This is a genomic window from Streptomyces sp. NPDC048416 (assembly GCF_043200435.1).
Taxonomy (GTDB): domain Bacteria; phylum Actinomycetota; class Actinomycetes; order Streptomycetales; family Streptomycetaceae; genus Streptomyces.
Window position 1 is genome coordinate 173,863 of the sequence record NZ_JBICXU010000012.1, and the last position, 17,231, is coordinate 191,093.

Sequence of the window (17,231 nt, forward strand, 5' to 3'; positions counted from 1 at the left end):
TTGACGTGCGTCCGCGGGGGCGCAACCCTGTTCCTGGAGGAATCGCCGTAGTGCGCAGGGGAGACGGCCATGCCGCACTGTGAAGCATCCGGGTCCGGGCAGGTCGGCGCGTGTACGCGGCTGGCCGGCTCCACCGGTACGCATCAGCTGTCCGGGCTGACGGTCTTCAGCCGCCCCGATGGTGACCGCACGGTCGTCGGCGTGTGCGGCGAGCTCGACCTCAGCGAGGACCATCAGCTGCGGCATGCCCTCCACCCGGCCCCCTCCGGTTCGGACGGCGGCATTCGACTTGACCTCGGCGGGATCGAGTTCTGCGGCTGCTCCGCCGTCAACCTCCTGCTGAACATCAGGGAGCACGCGTTGTCCCAGTCCGTCCCGGCTCTAGAGCTCGACGAGGTCGTCGTCCCCCGCACGGCTGCGCCGCCGGACGGTGACGAGGCCGACCTGCGCCTGGAAGTGGAGCAGTTGCGGCGGGCGATGCACAGCCGGGCCACCATCGACCTGGCCCGCGGCATCCTCATGGCGGCCTTCGCCATCAGCGCCGACGGCGCGTGGAAGGTGCTGGTATCGACCTCGCAGCACACCAACACCAAGCTGCGCAGCCTGGCCGAGCAGGTGGTGGAATCCGCGGCGGGCACGCCGTTGCCCGATTCCGTACGGGAGCGGCTGTCCGCGGCGGTCGCCAGGACGGCGGCCGAGGTGTCACCGGGCGACGGAGGCCGGACACCCCACGCCGCGGCTCCCGTGGGCGGCCGCTGACGGCTCAGGGCGCGGGCTGCCCGACGGGCGGCGGCGCGTACATCTGGGCGCGAACCGTGTCGAAGAGCGCGACGATCTCCCGTTCCGTCAGGCCCGTGGCGCCGGCGTCCCGCATCCAGTCGGCCAGCCGTGTCCGCAGGGGCGACGCGGGCTCGCTCCCGGGTGCGGCGAGGGAGCGGGTGATGAAGGTGCCCGCGCCCTGGCGCACCTCGACGAGCCCGGCCCGCTCCAGCTCGCGGTAGGCCTTGAGCGTGGTGTTGGGGTTGACCTTCGTGTCGGCGGCGACCTGGGCCGCGGTGGGCAGCCGGTCACCCTCGCCGAGCGCCCCCATGCGCAGGGCCTGCTCCACCTGGTGCACGATCTGAAGGTACGCGGGTACGCCGCTGCGTCGCTCTATGCGGAACACGACCATCGCACCCGCCTCCTTCCCGTCCCTCGCGTGGCGCCCGATTCGACGGGCGGATTCGTGGCGCCCGGGGCCGTTCGGCGCGTGGAAATCATAGAGATCGCCGTACGGCTACAGGGCCTGGCGGCGCACACGCCACACGATCAGCGCCACCAGGAGCGCGCTCGCGCCGAGCAGCAGTCCTGCCGCCGTCCACTGGATCGTGGCCATCTGGTCGTATCCGAAGTAGTCCCACACCGAATTGACGATCCCCAGTTTGGCGCGGCAGGCGTCCGTCGCGGCGTCGTTCACGCAGGTGCCCCAGCCGTAGACCTTTCCGGAAGCGGTGCCGACCCACTGGTCGACCTGGACGGCGTCGTCGAGCACGGCGGGGTGCGCGCCGTCCAGCGGGAAGGCGACCCGTCGCGGGGTGGCGAGGCGTGGCTTGAGGTAGTCGGCGACGAGGAGCGAGGCCGCCGAGGCGAAGAACGTGAGCACCATGGCGGACACCGCGCGCCTGACCAGGACACCGATCGCGATGCCGAGGGAGGTGGTGAACAGCGTCAGCGCGATGAGTACCGGCAGGGTGTTGTCGAAGACCGCGCCGTCGAGCCAGTTGCTGGACACCACCGGGCGAACGGCCCGCCACCACCAGCCGAAGAGGCCGCCGAGGACACCGGTCGTCACGACGACCAGGGTGAGCGCGAACCCCAGTTTCCAGAGCAGCCAGCGCAGCCGGGGCACCGACTGGGTGGAGACCAGCCGGGCGATTCCGTGCTCCTGGTCCGAGGAGATGAGCGGCGCGCCGACGAACACGCCGAACAGCATCGGCAGATACCCGAGATAGCGGGCGACATCGCCGAAGGACGTGTCGAGGCGCTGGAGCATGGGGCCGTCGAGGGTGTCGGGTGTCTTCCCCGGCCAGCCCGCCCGGTGCAGGGTGTCCAGCATGGTGGCGCGTTCGTGGATCATCCAGGCCGCCCCGATGAGGGTCACCGCGGCGCAGGCGATGAGCGCGGCCCGGTGCTGACGCACCATCAGCCACGCCAGTCCGCGCAACCGCCGGCGTCCGGTGAAGGCGGGGTCCCGCTGGTCGGGGGTGCGGGTGAGGGTGGTGCTCATGCCGCGTGCTCCTCTCGGTGGCCGGGGACGGCAGTCGGGGAGAGCAGCGCGGGGGCCTGCGGGTGGCGCAGGTAGCCGAGCAGTACCTCCTCCAGGCTGGGGTGGGCGAGTTGCCAGGCGGGGTCCAGCGGGCCTTCGTGGCGCACGAGCGCGGTGAACTGCCGTCCCGCGCGGCGGACGTCGATCACCGTGTGCGTGTTCAGGGCCTCGGGCAGGCCGCCGTCCGTGGTGAGGCCGGTGACCAGGGTGTGCAGCGGCACGAGTTCGTCGGCGTCACCCGCCATGCGGACCCGGCCGTCGGCCACCACCAGGAGGTAGTCACACATGTGCTCCAGTTCGGAGAGCATGTGGGACGACATCAGTACGGTGGTGCCGCGTTCGGCCACCTCCGACATGAGCAGCGAGGCGATCTCGTCGCGGGCGAGCGGGTCGAGGTCGGACATCGGCTCGTCCAGGAGCAGGAGGTCGGGGCGCTTGCCGAAGGCGAGCGCGAACGCCACTCGGGTGCGCTGGCCGCCGGAGAGGCTGCCGATCCTGACGTCCGGCGCCAACTGGCCCTCGCGCACGATCCGTTCGGCCGCTGCCTGGTCCCAGCCCGGGTTGAGTTCCTGGCCCATGCGCAGGCACTGAGCCACGGTGAACCGCTTGAAGAGTGGCTTGTCCTGGCCGAGGTAGGCGTACCGGGGCATCACGGAGGGGTCACCGACCGGCCGTCCGAAGATCCGCAGCTCGCCCCTGGTCGGTTCGACGAGCCGGGCCGCCATCTTCAACAGCGTGCTCTTTCCCGCACCGTTGGGCCCCACGAGGCCACAGACGCGGCCGGCCGGAATCCGGAAGGACTCCTCCCGCAGCGCCCATCGGCTGCGGTACTTCTTCCCGAGCCCGTACGCCTCCAAGGCCCATCGGTCCCCACCCTCGCCGGACATGGCGGTGCCGCTCATGCTCCCCCTCAAAGGATTCCACTAGTCAACTAGTGGAATCATGGTCTTCGTGGCGCGAGCCTGTCAATCACCACCCGGCAGCGGGGACGCGGGCCCCTCGCCGCGCTCGACCGTCCACGGTGAGGCCCTGCGGGGAACGGGCACCCGGATGCAACCGGGCGAGAACTCCTCTTGGCATGGACTGGTCAGACCTGCCAATCTTGCTTCGCTCCACCTGCCGCCCTGACCCCAGGAAGGCACAAGAAGACATCTCACCTCAGCGACCGTGCGTGTGACGCACACCGTCCGCGGTCGCCCGGCGGCCCACCCAAGCCGCCGGGCGGCCATCGAGCAGGCCGGCACCCCGGCCCTCTCCAAGGAGTTCCGTGTGAGACCCACCCCCCACAAGTCCCTCGCCGCTGCCGCCTGCGCGGCCGCGGCGCTGGCTGCCGTCTCTCTTCCCGCCGGTCCGGCGTCGGCCGCTCCGGCCCAGGCACCGCGCGCCGCCGCCTGCACCCCGACGCAGGCGGTCGCCAACGGCGGTTTCGAGAGCGGTACTTCACCGTGGACCCAGTCGTCCACCGCCGTGATCACCGACCGTGCGGGCGAGAGCGCGCACGCCGGCACCCGTTTCGCCTGGCTGAACGGCGCCGGCACCACGCGCACCGACACGCTCTCCCAGAGCATCACCATCCCCTCGGGTTGCAGCTCCGCGACCCTCACCTTCTGGCTGCACATCGACACCGCCGAGACGACGTCGTCGACCGCGTACGACAAGCTGACGGCGAAGATCGGCAGTACGACGCTGGCGACGTACTCGAACCTCGACAAGAACACCGGCTACGTCCAGAAGTCCTTCGACGTGTCGGGGCTCGCGGGCCAGACCGTGAACCTCTCGTTCACCGGCAAGGAGGACTCAAGCCTCCAGACGAGCTTCGTGCTCGACGACATCGCTCTCAACACCTCCGGTGGCACGACCCCGCCCGGTGACTCCACCCGTACGCCCGCCGCGCCCTCGTACACCGTGAATCTGACCAGCAACACCAGCGGCACCGGCTGGAGCGGGCACGAGAGCGCGACCTTCACCAACGCCTCGGCCACCGCGCTGGGCGAGGTGTATCTGAGGCTGTGGGACAACTACCACGGGTCCTGCTCCGCCATGCCGATCACGGTCTCCAACGTCAGCGGGGGCACCGCGGGCGATCTGTCCGTCGACTGCACCGCCCTCAAGATCACCCTGCCGACGCCGCTGCCGCAGGGGCAGTCCGCAACCATCGGCTTCGACCTCGGCATCACCGTGCCCGACGGCGCCGACCGCTTCGGCGCCGACGGCGCCTTCAGTAACATCGGCAACGCACTGCCGGTTCTGGCCGTCCGTGACTCGGCGGGCTGGCACCTGGACCCGTACACCAACAACGGCGAGTCGTTCTACTCCCTGGCCGCCGACTTCAAGGTGACCCTGGACCACCCCACCAGCCTGCTGGTCCCGGCCACCGGCACCTCGGTCGACACCCCCGGCTCCAGCGGCCGCACCGTCACCACGGCCACCGCCTCCAAGGTCCGCGACTTCGCCTGGGCGGCCGGGCCCTTCAGCAAGATCTCCGGCACCTCCCCGGCCGGTACCGCCATCAACATCTACTCCGTCTCGGGCATCAGCTCATCCGACGCCCAGTCGATGCTGGCCACCGCCAAGTCGGCCGTGGACACCCACGCGGCGCGCTTCGGGGCCTACCCGTACGGCGAGCTGGACGCGGTCATCGACAACAACTACTGGTTCGGCGGCATGGAATACCCCGGGTTCGTCCTCGACCTGGTCTCCACCACGGCGCTCACGCACGAGATAGGGCACCAGTGGTGGTACGGGATCGTCGGCGACGACGAGTACAACAGCCCCTGGCTGGACGAGGCGTTCGCCGACTACTCCACCGACCTGGCGCAGAACAAGACCGGCACCAACTGCTGGAGCAGCGTCTCGTGGGCCTCGTCAAGCGAGAAGATCACCAACTCGATGGCCTACTGGGACGCCCACTCCTCCCGGTACTCGACCGTCATCTACGGCTACGGGAAGTGCGCCCTGCACGACCTGCGGCGTGTCCTCGGTGACAGCGTCATGGCCAAGCTGCTCAAGGACTACGCGACGTCGCACTGGTACGGCGTCTCGACGACGGCCGAGTTCAAGGCGGCCGCCCAGGCGGCCACCAGCACGGACCTGACCTCGTTCTGGACCCAGCACCGCATCGAGGGCTGACCTTTCCTCGCACACCGCCGCGCAGGACACCGCGCATCGCGCGTCCTGCGCGGCGGGCCCGACCGCCGTCGGCCGACGCGCCCGGCGACGGCGGGCCCACGCCTCAGGCCGGGCGCTGAGGGCCCGTCACCTTGCGCTCCGCGCGGGGACCCCGGGTCAGCGCCGCGTCGGCGGCCGCGAGGATGCTGTCGAAGGAACGGGTGATCATCGGCCGCACGACCGCCCGGGTCAGGAACGGCCCCACCACCGGCATCGCCATCTCGGCGCGGGTCGTCCAGACGACCCGGGTCCCCCCGTCGACCTCGGTGAACGTCATGCCGCCGAACGCGTGGCGCGAGGGCGGCACACTGCGCTCGACGACGTACTCGGTGGTGTACGGCGCCTCGTAGCGGGTGATCCGCTCCCTCAGCCAGCCGATCATCCACAGGTGACTGCGTACCGCGCCGACGCCGTACGGCGCGGACGCCCCACGCCGGGACAGCCGGCACCACAGCACCAGCGGCGAGCGCGTGTAGTTGGTGGTCGTGGTGAGCCAGGCGAAGACCTGGTCGATGGGCGCGTCGATGACACGCTCGGCGGTCATGGTTTCCACGGTCGCTGTTCTCCTCGGTCGAGTGGGCGCACCGCGTCGTCTCGGTGCAGCTTGTCCGGGTTGCGCATGGCGTAGATGCCGGTGATCCGTCCGTCATGGATCTCGAAGGCGACCACCCAGTCGAGTACGCCGTCGTTCAGGAACCGCGCCGCCGGCATGCCGTTGTACGTGGCGTGCTCGATCCGGGTCGCCGCGGTGATGCTGGTGCGGGCCACGCCGAGCACATAGCGGGCGACTTCTGCGTGGCCGGTGACCGGGCGGCGGGCGGCGGACACCTTCCCGCCGCCGTCGGAGATCTGCACGACGTCGGGCGCCATCAGGTCCATCAGCTCCTGGATCGCACCGGCCGACGTCGCCAGCAGGAACCGCTGGACGATCTCACGGCCGGCATCGGATCCGGGCTCGAATCGACGGCGCCGCGCCTGGACGTGCCGCCGTGCCCGATGCGCGATTTGACGGACCGTCACCTCGGTCTTGCCGACCGACGCCGCGATCTCGGCATGGGTGTAGCCGAACACGTCGTGCAGGACGAACACCGCGCGCTCGGTGGGATTCAGCGTCTCCAGGACGAGCATCAGGGCCATCGACACCGACTCCGCGAGGACCGCGTCCTCACCCAGGGCGGGGCCGGTGCGGATCGGCTCGGGCAACCAGGTGCCGACGTACTCCTCGCGGCGCGCCCGGACCGCACGCAGGTGGTTGAGGGCCTGGCGGGTCACCACGCGCACCAGATAGGCGCGCGGATGCTCCACCGTGTCCGGGTCGACCACGCTCCACCGCAGGTAGCTCTCCTGCAGTACGTCCTCGGCGTCCGCGGCGCTGCCCAGCATCTCGTACGCGATGGTGAACAGCAGCGCGCGGTGCTCGGTGAAGGCGTCCTCAGTCACAGCACGGCTCCCCCGCGACGTCGCGCATACCACGGCATCCCATCCGCCCCTCTCCCTGTCCGCTCATGCCCATCGAGACACGCCGGGCCCGGCCGAACGTGACACCCCGGCCGTGTGATCCGCTTCACAGTGCCGCCTGCGCAGCCGCGCGGGCACCCTCCGGGGCCGTCCAACAGGCCGATGGACACCGGAAAAGCGATTCCCCCATTTGTTTGCGTGAATGTGCCGTCATACCCTCAGGGCATGGGTGCCGTACCTGAACCACACGCGGGCTGGACGTTTCTGACCAACCATGCCCGCGTGCTGGCAGCGATCGCCGACGACCCATCCATCCGCATACGCGACATCGCCGCGCACTGCAGACTCACCGAGCGTGCCGTCCAGCGGATCATCGCCGACCTGGAGGACGCGGGATACCTCTCGCACACCCGGCAGGGCCGCTCCAACACGTACCGCATCGAGCCGAGCTCCCCGCTCAGGCATCCCGCCGAGGCCGGGCTGACCGTGGCCACCCTGCTCGCGGTCCTGGCCCAGCACGACGAACAGCGCGACAAGCGCCCCCGCCCCTGGTCACCGGTGGCAGGACTGGAGCAGGGCGCGGAGTCCGGGACCCACTGACCCGCCCCCGCCCCGCGCTCGCGGCTGCGTCGCGGTCACTCACCGTGCACGCCACGATTCTCTTCCCGTTCATGCCCTGCCAATCGGCCCGCGCCGGGAGAAGATGGTGAAGGCGCCGGGACAGGAGTGAGGTACCGGGCAGGCTGACGAAGGGCCGACGATGAACGCATCCGAGGTATCCGGGGAGCGGCTCGGTCCCCTGCGCGTCGCCGCGTCCGAGCCCGGCGGCCTGCTGGACGTGCTCGGCGTCGCCGCCATAGTGCTGGACGAGGCGGGGCGGATCGCGCTGTGGAGCCCGCAGGCCAAGGACCTGTTCGGCTGGGACGCGCAGGACGCCCTGGGCCAGTCCGCCGCGAAGCTCCTGGTGGCCGAGGAACACCGCCCGCTGGTCCTGGATCTGTTCGCCCGGGTGATGAGCGGCGGCGGAGCGTGGGCGGGCGTCTTCCCGATCCGGCACAAGGACGGCCGGACGCGGATGGTGGAATTCCGCAACATGCGGTTGCAGGACGAGCACGGCAGCCTGTACGCGCTGGGCATCGCCACCGACGAGCCGACGGTGCGTGCCGTGGAGCGCGATCTGGCGCTCTCCGTGCGTCTGGTGTCCCAGTCCCCCATCGGGCTCGCCGTGCTCGACACCGAACTGCGGTATGTGCTGGTCAACCCCGCCCTGGCGCGGATCAACGGCGTGCCCGCCGAGGAGCACATGGGCCGCACGGTGCGCGACGCCCTGCCGTTCCTCGACACCGCCTCGATCGAGTCCTCGATGCGCCGGGTCCTGGAGACCGGGGTGCCGCTGCTCGACCAGACGGCGATCGGCCGGACGCCCGACGATCGGACCGAGCACGCCTGGAACGTGTCGTACTACCGCCTGGAAGACCCCGCGAAGCGCGTCCTGGGCGTCGCCATCTCCATCGTCGACGTCAGCGACCAGTACCACGCGGCGAACGAGGCCGCCGAGGCACGCAGACGCCTCGACCTGATCGCCCGCGCCTCCGTCCGCATCGGCACCACCCTGGATCTCAATCGCACCGCCCATGAGCTGGCGGACCTCGTCGTGACCGACTTCGCCGACATCGCGGCGGTGGACCTCCTCGACTCCGTCCTCGACGGCCGCGGCGCCGGCGAGGACCCGGAGCCGGGGCCCGTGGCCATCCGGGCGCTCGCGGTCGCGGCGGCCTACCCCACGGACGCGCTCCGCGCGGCCGACACCCCGGGGAACATCGCGAAGTACAACGCGGAACGTCTGGTCACGCGGTGTGTCACCACAGCGAGACCCGTCCTCGTCAGCCATGTCGGCGCGGGCGACCTGGCGAACATCGCCCGTGACGAGGAGGCCGCCCGCCTGCTGGCGGGGTCCGGCCTGCATTCCTACCTCGCGGTCCCGCTGATCGCCCGCGGTGAGGTCCTGGGCGCCCTCGACCTGAAGCGGGCCCGCAACCCGCAGCCCTTCACCCACGACGACGCCGTCCTGGCGCTCGAACTCGCCACCCGGGCCGCCGTCTGCATCGACAACGCCCGCTGGTTCCAGCAGCAGCGCCATGCCGCCCTCGCACTCCAGCAACACCTCCTGCCCCGCCAGCCTCCCCAGCCCACCGGGCTCGACGTCGCCTACCGCTACCAGCCGGCCGCCGCGATCGGCGAGGCCGGCGGTGACTGGTTCGACGCCATCCCGGTGGCCGGGGACAAGACCGCCCTGGTGGTCGGCGATGTGATGGGCCACGGCATCAACGCGGCGGCCACCATGGGCCAGTTGCGCACCGCCACCCGTACCCTGGCCGGTCTCGACCTCGACCCGGCCGATGTCCTGCACCACCTCGACCGCATCACCGCCGAACTCGACGAGACCACCGCCACCTGCGTGTACGCCGTCTACGACCCGCACCGCACGGAGTGCCGCATCGCCCTCGCGGGTCATCTGCCGCCCATCTGGGACCGGCCGGGCCGCGCTCCGCGCTTTCTGCGGCTTCCGACGGGTGCGCCGCTGGGCGTCGGCGGCGTGCCTTTCCGGGCCACCACGGTCGACTGCGCGCCCGGCGACCGGCTCGTCCTGTACACCGACGGTCTCGTGGAGACCCGCGACCAGCCCATCGACGACCGGCTGCGTGCGCTGCTCGATGCGCTGACCCACCACCGCCTACCGCTGGAGGCCACCTGCGACCGTCTCCTTGCCGCGCTGCCACCGCCCCAGCGCCACGACGACATCGCCCTGCTCATCGCGCAGGTCACGCCGTCACGCCGGTCGGACTGAGGCATCCCACCTCCTTCGCAGCACGGCAGGGTGTACGAACGGGGCCCGCTGGGCACCCCCTACCTTTATGACCACCTACGTCGTAACGATCCCCGGCACCCTCCTCGCGGAACGCACCGAGGAGACCACCAAGACCCTGGAAAGCGCCCTGCGCCCCGCCGACCCGCGCGGGACCCGCTTCGGAGAGGCCGAGGAGCTGGAAATGCTCACCTTCTACAGCGGGTCGTCGGCCTTCAGCGTGCGACTGGAGGTGGAGGCCGACGACACCGTGACCGCCGAGCAGGAGGCGCGCCGCACGGTCACCGCCGCACTGCGCGCTGCGGGCTACGCCGAGGACAAGGCTCCTCTCGGCGACGCGGTGATCACCGGAATCACCACGGAGTGAACACCCGCTGACGGTCCGTCACCCAGCGGCACACGTGGGGTGAGTGTCCGTCGAGTCACAACACGTGGGGCGAGTGTCCGTCGAGCACCCGTGGCGTGCCGCCTGCCAACGGCGCGATCCCGGTGCCGACGGGCACTACCGTGCCGTCGGACGCCACAGCAACTCACCGTGCAGCACGGCACGTTGGGGCCATTGCGACCCGAGCTGCTCAGCGGGCCGGCTTGCGCTCGCCGCGCAGGATCGCGGGCAACCGGAGCCTCGACCTGCTGTCAGGGGTCACCGCGTCGTCCGGTTCCGTCACGGGGGCCTCGCCGGCCGGCCGTCGCCACCAGTGGCTGCGGCGCGGGTGCAGGGCACGGCCGAGCCGACGGCCGAGGATCAGGTAACCGGCGAAGGCGCCCAGCGAGTTGAGGATGACGTCGTCGATGTCGAAGGCGCGGCCGGTGACCAGCAGGCCCTGGGCGGCTTCGACGGTGAGCATCACGAAGGCGGTCATCAGGACCACGCGCACGAGTCCGCGGGTCCTCGGGAACAGGACCGGCAGGAGCACACCGAACGGCATGCCCAGCACGACATTGCCGCCGACCTGCTTCACCGTGTCGCGCCAGTCGGGCTGGGCGAAGTAGGCGCGGATCGAGTCGCCCGGGTGCAGGTTGGTGTGCGTCAGACGGACGGATCCGGGTGACGGCACGAGCGTGGCCCGGGCCAGCAGCACCGCGAAGCCCACCATGCAGACGAAGCCCACGATCAGGACGGCGGCGCGCGCTGTCGCCGCCCGCCAGGTACGGCGTTGGAGCCGGGGTTCTGATGCCATGCCCTGCCGGGTACCCCGGCCCCATCCGCACACGCCCACCATCCGGTGCCGGCCGACGGCGGCAGCGGCCCGGGCGGCCCCTCGGGAAGCCGCGGCGCGGAGACGGGTTGCGACGCCACCCCCTCCTCTCAACACGCGCCGGGTACCGGGCAGTTCACCGGACCGGAGCGCGCGGAGCTATTGACGCGCCCCCAAGCGGGTTCTACGGTTTCCTCGTTCACATGCAGGCACGTCGTTCAACATGGTGAACAGCGAGTGGCGGCGTCCCGCATCCACACCGCGCCGGCCCCCCACCGCCGCCACTCGCGCCCACCCCCACGGAAGGCCCCCCACATGCGCATACGCCCGCTCCTCCTCCCCCTCACCACCGCTGCCGCCGTCATCGGCACCGTCGCCGTGTCCGCCCCGGCGTCCTCAACCACCCCACACAGCACTGCCGTTGTCGTGCGAGGAAGCGGCGCCGTCCACAACATCACCGACGTCCGCGCGGCCGCGTCGACGGCGCCCGGCGGCACCTTCGACCTGTCCGTGTGGGAACTCCAGGAGCCGGTGGGCTCCCCCGGGTCGCCGACCACGATCCCCTCCTCCCGCCTCATGGGGGCCAACGGGTTCCAGGACGCGTACTTCTACAGCGATGCCCACGACGGCGCGATGACGTTCTGGGCGCCGGAGAAGGGCGTCACCACCCCGAACTCCCATGACGCCCGCTCCGAGCTGCGCGAAATGAACCGCGACGGCAGCGCCGCGAACTGGCCCCTCGGCGGCGCCCACCGGCTCGACGCGACCCTGCGGGTGGTGTCGGTGACGTCCAACGTGTGTGTCGGTCAGATCCATCTCGGCAAGGGCGGATCGTCCACCAAACCGCTGGTCGAGCTCTATTACCACGCCAACGGCGACATCGTCCTCGGCACGGAGAAGTCACCTTCGGGCGGTCAGACGCTCCACACCGTGGGCCATGTGCCGGTCGGCACGACGTGGAGCTACACGATCGGCGTCTCGGGGGGACACACCATCGACCTGACGGTCGACGGGAGCACCACCCACTATGCGATCCCGTCCTCCTTCACCAGCTACCAGCAGTACTTCAAGGCGGGCTCGTACAACCAGTCGTCCTCCAGCAGCACGACCAAGGGTGCCCGCGTCGCCTTCTACCGGCTCAGCGTCTCCCACAGCTGAGCCCGGGGGCGACTTCGGGCCCCCGCCCGTCCAGCGGTGTGAACGCAGGCCGCGCAGATGCACGTCCTGCGGCCCCGTCGGCGTGTGGCGCCGCCCAGCGCGCTCGTCAGGGCGGCGTACGGCCCCGCCTCAGCGTGCCGCGCCCCCGTCGCGCTCGCCAGGGCGGCGGCCCCGCGACGGCCCTGCGACTGTCCCCCAATGGACGATCCGAGTGGCATAAGGGTTCCTGACCCGGGCACTCTTCCCGACAGGGCCCTCGGCCACCCGGAACAGTTCACCGCCCGCTCCGCCGACCGCGGCGGCGCGGGCTCATAGACGTTGGGATGGACTCACCATGAGCATCATCGCCTGGATCCTGATCGGCATTCTCGCCGGAGCCATCGCCAAAGCCCTCATGCCCGGCAGGGACCCGGGCGGCTGCTTCATCACGATGATCATCGGCATCGTGGGCGGTCTCCTCGGAGGATGGCTCGGCAAGGTGATCTTCCACGTGCACTCGATCAAGGGCTTCTTCCACCTGTCGACCTGGATCGCCGCCATCATCGGTTCGGTCATCGTCCTCATCATCTACCGCCTCGTGATCGGCAACCGCAGCCGGCACTGAGCGGGACTCCGCCGAGGACACGCCGAGGACACGCCGGGGCCCCTCACCCGCCCCGGCCGCCCCACGGGCAACCCGCAAGAGGAAGGGCCCGCTCCGTGCGACCGGCTCTGTACCTCGCCGGGTGGATCACGTACGGTCGCAACGACCGCGGCTTCGGCGCGGGCACGTTCCACCGGTTCGGCAGCGACGGAGCGACGCATGAAGTCGCATGAAGTCCCCGTCGGCGCCGAGCCCGCCCCACCCTCCGAACGAAGCCACCTGCCCGTGGAAGGGATCCCCCGTGCCCGAAGTCAAGGCCGAACTCGACCAGTTGATGCGCACCTTCATGGGAGCGTTCACCAATACCCACGGGGCCCGGCCGAACCTGGAGGCCGTCCGCGAGGTGTTCGTGCCGCAGGCGATGATCGTCAACAACGCCGGCGCCGAGCCCGTCATCGACGACCTCGACGCGTTCATCACCCCCCGGGAGAAGATACTCACCGACGGCACCCTGACCGAGTTCTCGGAGTGGGAGGTCTCCGAGCGGACCGAGGTCTGGGGGTCGGTGGCGCACCGCTTCAGCGAGTACGCCAAATCCGGCTACCGCGACGGCGTTCGGTTCGAGGGGGCCGGCCGCAAGACCACCCAGTTCATCCGGACGCCCGCCGGCTGGAGGATGAGCTCGATGGCCTGGGACGACCTGTAGGCCGCCCGCTGCGACCCGGGACGCGCCACCTCATTCCCCGCCCGAAGCGCATGCTCCGGCCTTTCGAGGGCAGGCGGACGGATACCGATAGGGGTTTCTGTACGCAGGACGGATGAGGGCTCGAAGGAGGCTGCTTCGATGTCGGTACTCGGGCGTTTTCCCGCAGGCGGACCGCGTGGGTCATGGCCGGCCGAGGAGTTGGCGGCGCAGTTCAGGAAGTGGGGCCGTACGGTCACGGTGGTGATGGATCTCGAAAGCGACGCGTTCCTCGTGGTCGAGCAGCGCCACGACGAGACGACGCGACCCCCACTCCACTGGGACGAGGCGGCGTAACCACCGCTCCGCATACGGGAGTTGGGCCGACGCCGCGCCGTTTCCCCTCCCGTGACATCCGCGGCCCGTTCCGTGTGCGGCCACAGTGTGGGCCGCACACGGAACGGGCCGCGGCCATGCGAGCAGGCACGTGGAATGACGCGGGGTCAGTGGCCCACGTAGGTCGCCAGGTGTTCGCCGGTGAGGGTGGAGCGCGCGGCGACGAGGTCGCGGGGCGTGCCCTCGAAGACGATCGTGCCGCCGTCGTGGCCGGCCCCCGGACCCAGGTCGATGATCCAGTCGGCGTGGGCCATGACCGCCTGGTGATGCTCGACGACGATGACCGACTTCCCGGAGTCCACGAGCCGGTCGAGCAGGCCGAGCAGCTGCTCGACGTCGGCGAGGTGAAGCCCGGCCGTCGGCTCGTCGAGTACGTACACGCCGCCCTTCTCCGCCATGTGCGTGGCGAGCTTCAGCCGTTGCCGCTCGCCGCCGGACAACGTGGTGAGGGGCTGCCCGAGACTGAGGTACCCGAGCCCCACGTCGGTGAGCCGGGTGAGGACGCGGTGGGCGGCCGGCGTCGCGGCGTCGCCGTCGGCGAAGAATTCCCGCGCCTCGGTCACCGACATCGCGAGCACGTCGCTGATGTCACGGCCCCCGAGGTGGTAGCCGAGCACCGCGGCCTGGAACCGTTTCCCCTCGCACTCCTCGCAGGTGGTGGCGACCCCGGCCATCATCGCCAGGTCGGTGTAGATGACGCCCGCGCCGTTGCAAGTGGGGCAGGCGCCCTCGGAGTTGGCGCTGAACAGCGCGGGCTTCACACCGTTGGCCTTGGCGAACGCCTTGCGGATCGGGTCGAGCAGTCCGGTGTACGTCGCCGGATTGCTGCGCCTCGAACCGCGGATCGGGCTCTGGTCGACCGAGATGACGCCTTCTCGGGCCGGGACGGAGCCATGCACGAGGGAGCTCTTGCCGGAGCCCGCGACGCCCGTGACGACGGTGAGCACACCGAGCGGCACGTCCACGTCGACGTCCCGCAGATTGTGCGCACAGGCGCCGCGGATCTCCAGGGTGCCGGTGGGCTCGCGCACCGACTTCTTGAGGGCGGCCCGGTCGTCGAAGTGACGGCCGGTGATGGTGCCGCCGGTGCGCAGCCCGTCGACGGTCCCCTCGAAGCAGACGGTGCCGCCGCCGCTGCCTGCGCCCGGGCCGAGATCGACGACATGGTCGGCGATCGCGATCGTCTCCGGTTTGTGCTCCACGACGAGCACGGTGTTCCCCTTGTCCCGCAGACGCAGCAGCAGCTCGTTCATCCGCTGGATGTCATGCGGGTGCAGGCCGATGGTGGGCTCGTCGAAGACGTAGGTGACGTCGGTGAGTGCGGAGCCGAGGTGGCGGATCATCTTGACGCGCTGTGCCTCGCCGCCGGACAACGTGCCCGATGACCGGTCCAGTGAGAGGTAGCCGAGGCCGATCTCGACGAACGAGTCGAGGGTTTCCAGGAGCGCTGTGAGCAGCGGCGCCACCGACGGCTCGTCGAGGGCGCGGACCCATTCGGCAAGGTCCCTGATCTCCATGGCGCACAGGTCGGCGATGTTCTTCCGCCTGATCTTCGAGGACCGAGCGCCCTCGTTGAGCCGGGTGCCGTCGCATTCGGGGCAGACGGTGAAGGTGACCGCACGCTCCACGAACGCCCGGATGTGGGGCTGCATCGCGTCCGGGTCCTTGGACAGCATCGACTTCTGGACGCGCGGGATCAGGCCCTCGTACGTCATGTTGATGCCCGCGATCTTCATGCGGGTCGGCTCGCGGTGGAGCAGGTCCTGGAGTTCCTTCTTGGTGAACGTGGCGATCGGTTTGTCCGGGTCGAAGAAGCCCGACTCGATGTAGAGGCGGGAGTTCCAGCCGCCACCGGTGTAGCCGGGGATGGTGAACGCGCCGTCGTTGAGCGACTTGCTCTCGTCGTACAGCTGGGTCAGGTCGATGTCGGTGACCGAGCCGCGGCCTTCGCAGCGCGGGCACATGCCGCCGGTGACGCTGAAGCTGCGCTTCTCCTTCACCTCCTGGCCGCCACGCCGCACGGTGACCGCGCCGGCCCCGCTGATGGAGGCGACGTTGAAGGAGAACGCCTTGGGCGAGCCGATGTGCGGCTTGCCCAGCCGGCTGAAGAGGATGCGCAGCATGGCGTTGACGTCGGTTGCCGTACCGACCGTGGAGCGCGGGTCGCCTCCCATGCGCTGCTGGTCGACGGCGATCACGGTGGTCAGTCCGTCGAGCACGTCCACTTCGGGCCGCGCGAGCGTCGGCATGAAACCCTGCACGAAGGCGCTGTACGTCTCGTTGATCAGCCGTTGCGACTCGGCGGCGATCGTGTTGAACACCAGCGAGCTCTTGCCCGATCCCGAGACTCCCGTGAACACCGTGAGGCGGCGCTTGGGGATCTCGACGCTGATGTCCTTGAGGTTGTTCACGCGCGCGCCGTGCACTCGGATCAGATCGTGACGGTCGGCGGCGTGCTGCTCGGGCGACTGCGGCTTCGTCCTGGTGGCCATGCTTGTCGTGTTCTCCAAGTGTTCGGCGGGGGCGCCGGTCGGTGTGGCCGGGCCCGTGTCAGTCCTGGATCAGTCCGAGGACGTTGCCGTCGGGGTCGGTGAACGTGGCCACGAGCCGTCCGCCGCCCACGTCGTGTGCGGGCTCCTTGACCTTGGCGCCCGCGGCGGTCACCTCGGCGAGCTTCGCCTCGATGTCCGGCACGTGCCAGTGGGCCACCGGCCCGGTCATGCCCCGCTCGGCGCCGCCCGGCACGAGGCCGATCTGCTGGCCCTCCGCCTCGAAGCCGACGTAGTACGGCTCGTCGCTCGTCGGCTCGACACCGAGCAGAGCGGTGTACACCGCCTTGGCCGCGGCCAGATCGGTGACGGGGTGCAGCACGGTCTTGATTCCCTGCGTGGGTGAGCTGGTCATGGTCGCTCCTGACGTCGTGGGTCCGGTGGACCCGGGGTGTGCCATGACCGAAACGTTAGTCAGGGCGTGAGGCCTTCGCTTCTCGATTCCTGATCGGTTCGCGGCGCCGCTCGCCTCGACGGTCCGGCACCGCGTCGGGAGGTCACGCCGGACGTCGGATCGGTTCGCGGCGCCGCTCGCCTCGACGGTCCGGCACCGCGTCGGGAGGTCACGCCCGGCGCACGACGAAGCCCCCGTCCGTGGACGGGGGCTTCTGGGCCGGCTCAGGCGTTGTCGCGCTTGTCGGTCAGTGAGTCCCTGACTCCCTGGGCCCGCTCCTTGGCGTTGCCCATCGCGTCCTTGGTCCTGCCCTTGGCCTGGTCGGTCCTGCCCTCGGTGGCCATCCGGTCGTTCCCGGTGACCTTGCCGGCCTTTTCCTTCGCCTTGCCCTTGATCTTGTCCATGGCACTGTCGCCCACGGCGAACTCCTGTTGATCGGGGTCACTGACGACACCAACGTAGGACACCATCGG

The 17,231-nt window shown here is 70.3% G+C and carries 18 protein-coding genes; 9 read left to right on the forward strand and 9 right to left on the reverse strand.

The window, feature by feature from the left end; all coding sequences use genetic code 11:
- Positions 1–69 precede the first annotated feature (69 nt).
- Positions 70–759 carry an ANTAR domain-containing protein gene (locus ACGFW5_RS18220; RefSeq protein ID WP_393835238.1) on the forward strand — a complete coding sequence of 230 codons (690 nt, stop codon included), beginning with the start codon at positions 70–72 and terminating at the stop codon, positions 757–759.
- A 4-nt stretch (positions 760–763) separates the two neighbouring features.
- Here ACGFW5_RS18220 and ACGFW5_RS18225 read toward each other — a convergent pair whose 3' ends face one another.
- From ACGFW5_RS18225 to ACGFW5_RS18235, 3 genes are all read right to left on the reverse strand, one after another.
- The gene (locus ACGFW5_RS18225) at positions 764–1,171 is read right to left on the reverse strand and encodes a GntR family transcriptional regulator (protein WP_393835239.1); all 408 of its coding nucleotides are present in this window, start codon (positions 1,169–1,171) and stop codon (positions 764–766) included.
- Positions 1,172–1,276: 105 nt separating this feature from the next.
- Positions 1,277–2,266: an ABC transporter permease gene (locus ACGFW5_RS18230; RefSeq protein WP_393835240.1), complete on the reverse strand. Its 990-nt coding sequence runs from the start codon at positions 2,264–2,266 to the stop codon at positions 1,277–1,279.
- Positions 2,263–3,207 (reverse strand): ABC transporter ATP-binding protein, encoded by a 945-nt coding sequence (locus tag ACGFW5_RS18235; RefSeq protein ID WP_393835241.1) that lies wholly within the window; start codon positions 3,205–3,207, stop codon positions 2,263–2,265. Before ACGFW5_RS18235 ends, ACGFW5_RS18230 begins: the two co-directional genes overlap by 4 nt.
- A 367-nt stretch (positions 3,208–3,574) precedes the next feature.
- Between ACGFW5_RS18235 and ACGFW5_RS18240 the strand changes: the two genes are divergently transcribed.
- On the forward strand, positions 3,575–5,434 hold the full coding sequence (locus ACGFW5_RS18240) for a M1 family aminopeptidase (RefSeq protein ID WP_393835242.1): 1,860 nt from the start codon (positions 3,575–3,577) through the stop codon (positions 5,432–5,434).
- A gap of 103 nt (positions 5,435–5,537) precedes the next feature.
- On the opposite strand, the gene ACGFW5_RS18245 is transcribed toward ACGFW5_RS18240, so the two are convergent.
- Entirely contained in the window at positions 5,538–6,026 is a 489-nt protein-coding gene (locus tag ACGFW5_RS18245; RefSeq protein WP_393835243.1) for an SRPBCC family protein, read from the reverse strand.
- On the reverse strand, positions 6,014–6,913 hold the full coding sequence (locus tag ACGFW5_RS18250; RefSeq protein WP_393835244.1) for an RNA polymerase sigma-70 factor: 900 nt from the start codon (positions 6,911–6,913) through the stop codon (positions 6,014–6,016). Before ACGFW5_RS18250 ends, ACGFW5_RS18245 begins: the two co-directional genes overlap by 13 nt.
- 243 nt (positions 6,914–7,156) lie before the next feature.
- Here ACGFW5_RS18250 and ACGFW5_RS18255 point away from each other — a divergent pair, with 243 nt between their 5' ends.
- The 3 genes from ACGFW5_RS18255 to ACGFW5_RS18265 all read left to right on the forward strand — a co-directional run bounded on the left by ACGFW5_RS18255 (position 7,157) and on the right by ACGFW5_RS18265 (position 10,164).
- Complete coding sequence (locus ACGFW5_RS18255) at positions 7,157–7,531, forward strand: helix-turn-helix transcriptional regulator (protein ID WP_393835245.1); 375 nt, start codon at positions 7,157–7,159, stop codon at positions 7,529–7,531.
- Between the two features lie 160 nt (positions 7,532–7,691).
- Positions 7,692–9,779: a SpoIIE family protein phosphatase gene (locus ACGFW5_RS18260; RefSeq protein ID WP_393835246.1), complete on the forward strand. Its 2,088-nt coding sequence runs from the start codon at positions 7,692–7,694 to the stop codon at positions 9,777–9,779.
- A gap of 67 nt (positions 9,780–9,846) precedes the next feature.
- Complete coding sequence (locus tag ACGFW5_RS18265; RefSeq protein WP_393835247.1) at positions 9,847–10,164, forward strand: hypothetical protein; 318 nt, start codon at positions 9,847–9,849, stop codon at positions 10,162–10,164.
- A gap of 208 nt (positions 10,165–10,372) precedes the next feature.
- Here ACGFW5_RS18265 and ACGFW5_RS18270 read toward each other — a convergent pair whose 3' ends face one another.
- On the reverse strand, positions 10,373–10,978 hold the full coding sequence (locus ACGFW5_RS18270; protein WP_393835248.1) for a VanZ family protein: 606 nt from the start codon (positions 10,976–10,978) through the stop codon (positions 10,373–10,375).
- A gap of 333 nt (positions 10,979–11,311) precedes the next feature.
- Here ACGFW5_RS18270 and ACGFW5_RS18275 point away from each other — a divergent pair, with 333 nt between their 5' ends.
- From ACGFW5_RS18275 to ACGFW5_RS18290, 4 genes are all read left to right on the forward strand, one after another.
- Positions 11,312–12,154 carry a polysaccharide lyase family 7 protein gene (locus ACGFW5_RS18275; RefSeq protein WP_393835249.1) on the forward strand — a complete coding sequence of 281 codons (843 nt, stop codon included), beginning with the start codon at positions 11,312–11,314 and terminating at the stop codon, positions 12,152–12,154.
- 334 nt (positions 12,155–12,488) lie between these two features.
- Positions 12,489–12,758, forward strand: a complete 270-nt coding sequence (locus tag ACGFW5_RS18280; protein WP_393835250.1) for a GlsB/YeaQ/YmgE family stress response membrane protein — start codon at positions 12,489–12,491, stop codon at positions 12,756–12,758.
- Positions 12,759–13,038: 280 nt separating this feature from the next.
- A complete protein-coding gene (locus tag ACGFW5_RS18285; protein ID WP_393835251.1) occupies positions 13,039–13,443 on the forward strand; it encodes a DUF4440 domain-containing protein in 405 nt (134 codons plus the stop codon).
- Between the two features lie 138 nt (positions 13,444–13,581).
- Positions 13,582–13,776 (forward strand): hypothetical protein, encoded by a 195-nt coding sequence (locus ACGFW5_RS18290; RefSeq protein ID WP_393835252.1) that lies wholly within the window; start codon positions 13,582–13,584, stop codon positions 13,774–13,776.
- A gap of 146 nt (positions 13,777–13,922) precedes the next feature.
- Here ACGFW5_RS18290 and ACGFW5_RS18295 read toward each other — a convergent pair whose 3' ends face one another.
- The 3 genes from ACGFW5_RS18295 to ACGFW5_RS18305 form a co-directional block, all read right to left on the reverse strand.
- Positions 13,923–16,307 (reverse strand): ATP-binding cassette domain-containing protein, encoded by a 2,385-nt coding sequence (locus ACGFW5_RS18295; protein ID WP_393835253.1) that lies wholly within the window; start codon positions 16,305–16,307, stop codon positions 13,923–13,925.
- Between the two features lie 58 nt (positions 16,308–16,365).
- Positions 16,366–16,719, reverse strand: coding sequence for a VOC family protein (locus ACGFW5_RS18300; protein ID WP_393835254.1), 354 nt, complete (start codon positions 16,717–16,719; stop codon positions 16,366–16,368).
- Positions 16,720–16,982: 263 nt separating this feature from the next.
- Positions 16,983–17,177 carry a CsbD family protein gene (locus ACGFW5_RS18305; RefSeq protein ID WP_393835275.1) on the reverse strand — a complete coding sequence of 65 codons (195 nt, stop codon included), beginning with the start codon at positions 17,175–17,177 and terminating at the stop codon, positions 16,983–16,985.
- Positions 17,178–17,231: the final 54 nt, after the last annotated feature.

Bases quoted from the DNA above. Each gene is read 5' to 3' on its own strand.
- ACGFW5_RS18220 (WP_393835238.1), top strand. From the start codon at position 70: ATGCCGCACTGTGAAGCATCCGGGTCCGGGCAGGTCGGCGCGTGTACG.
- ACGFW5_RS18225 (WP_393835239.1), bottom strand. From the start codon at position 1,171: ATGGTCGTGTTCCGCATAGAGCGACGCAGCGGCGTACCCGCGTACCTT.
- ACGFW5_RS18230 (WP_393835240.1), bottom strand. From the start codon at position 2,266: ATGAGCACCACCCTCACCCGCACCCCCGACCAGCGGGACCCCGCCTTC.
- ACGFW5_RS18235 (WP_393835241.1), bottom strand. From the start codon at position 3,207: ATGAGCGGCACCGCCATGTCCGGCGAGGGTGGGGACCGATGGGCCTTG.
- ACGFW5_RS18255 (WP_393835245.1), top strand. From the start codon at position 7,157: ATGGGTGCCGTACCTGAACCACACGCGGGCTGGACGTTTCTGACCAAC.
- ACGFW5_RS18260 (WP_393835246.1), top strand. From the start codon at position 7,692: ATGAACGCATCCGAGGTATCCGGGGAGCGGCTCGGTCCCCTGCGCGTC.
- ACGFW5_RS18265 (WP_393835247.1), top strand. From the start codon at position 9,847: ATGACCACCTACGTCGTAACGATCCCCGGCACCCTCCTCGCGGAACGC.
- ACGFW5_RS18270 (WP_393835248.1), bottom strand. From the start codon at position 10,978: ATGGCATCAGAACCCCGGCTCCAACGCCGTACCTGGCGGGCGGCGACA.
- ACGFW5_RS18275 (WP_393835249.1), top strand. From the start codon at position 11,312: ATGCGCATACGCCCGCTCCTCCTCCCCCTCACCACCGCTGCCGCCGTC.
- ACGFW5_RS18280 (WP_393835250.1), top strand. From the start codon at position 12,489: ATGAGCATCATCGCCTGGATCCTGATCGGCATTCTCGCCGGAGCCATC.
- ACGFW5_RS18290 (WP_393835252.1), top strand. From the start codon at position 13,582: ATGTCGGTACTCGGGCGTTTTCCCGCAGGCGGACCGCGTGGGTCATGG.
- ACGFW5_RS18295 (WP_393835253.1), bottom strand. From the start codon at position 16,307: ATGGCCACCAGGACGAAGCCGCAGTCGCCCGAGCAGCACGCCGCCGAC.
- ACGFW5_RS18300 (WP_393835254.1), bottom strand. From the start codon at position 16,719: ATGACCAGCTCACCCACGCAGGGAATCAAGACCGTGCTGCACCCCGTC.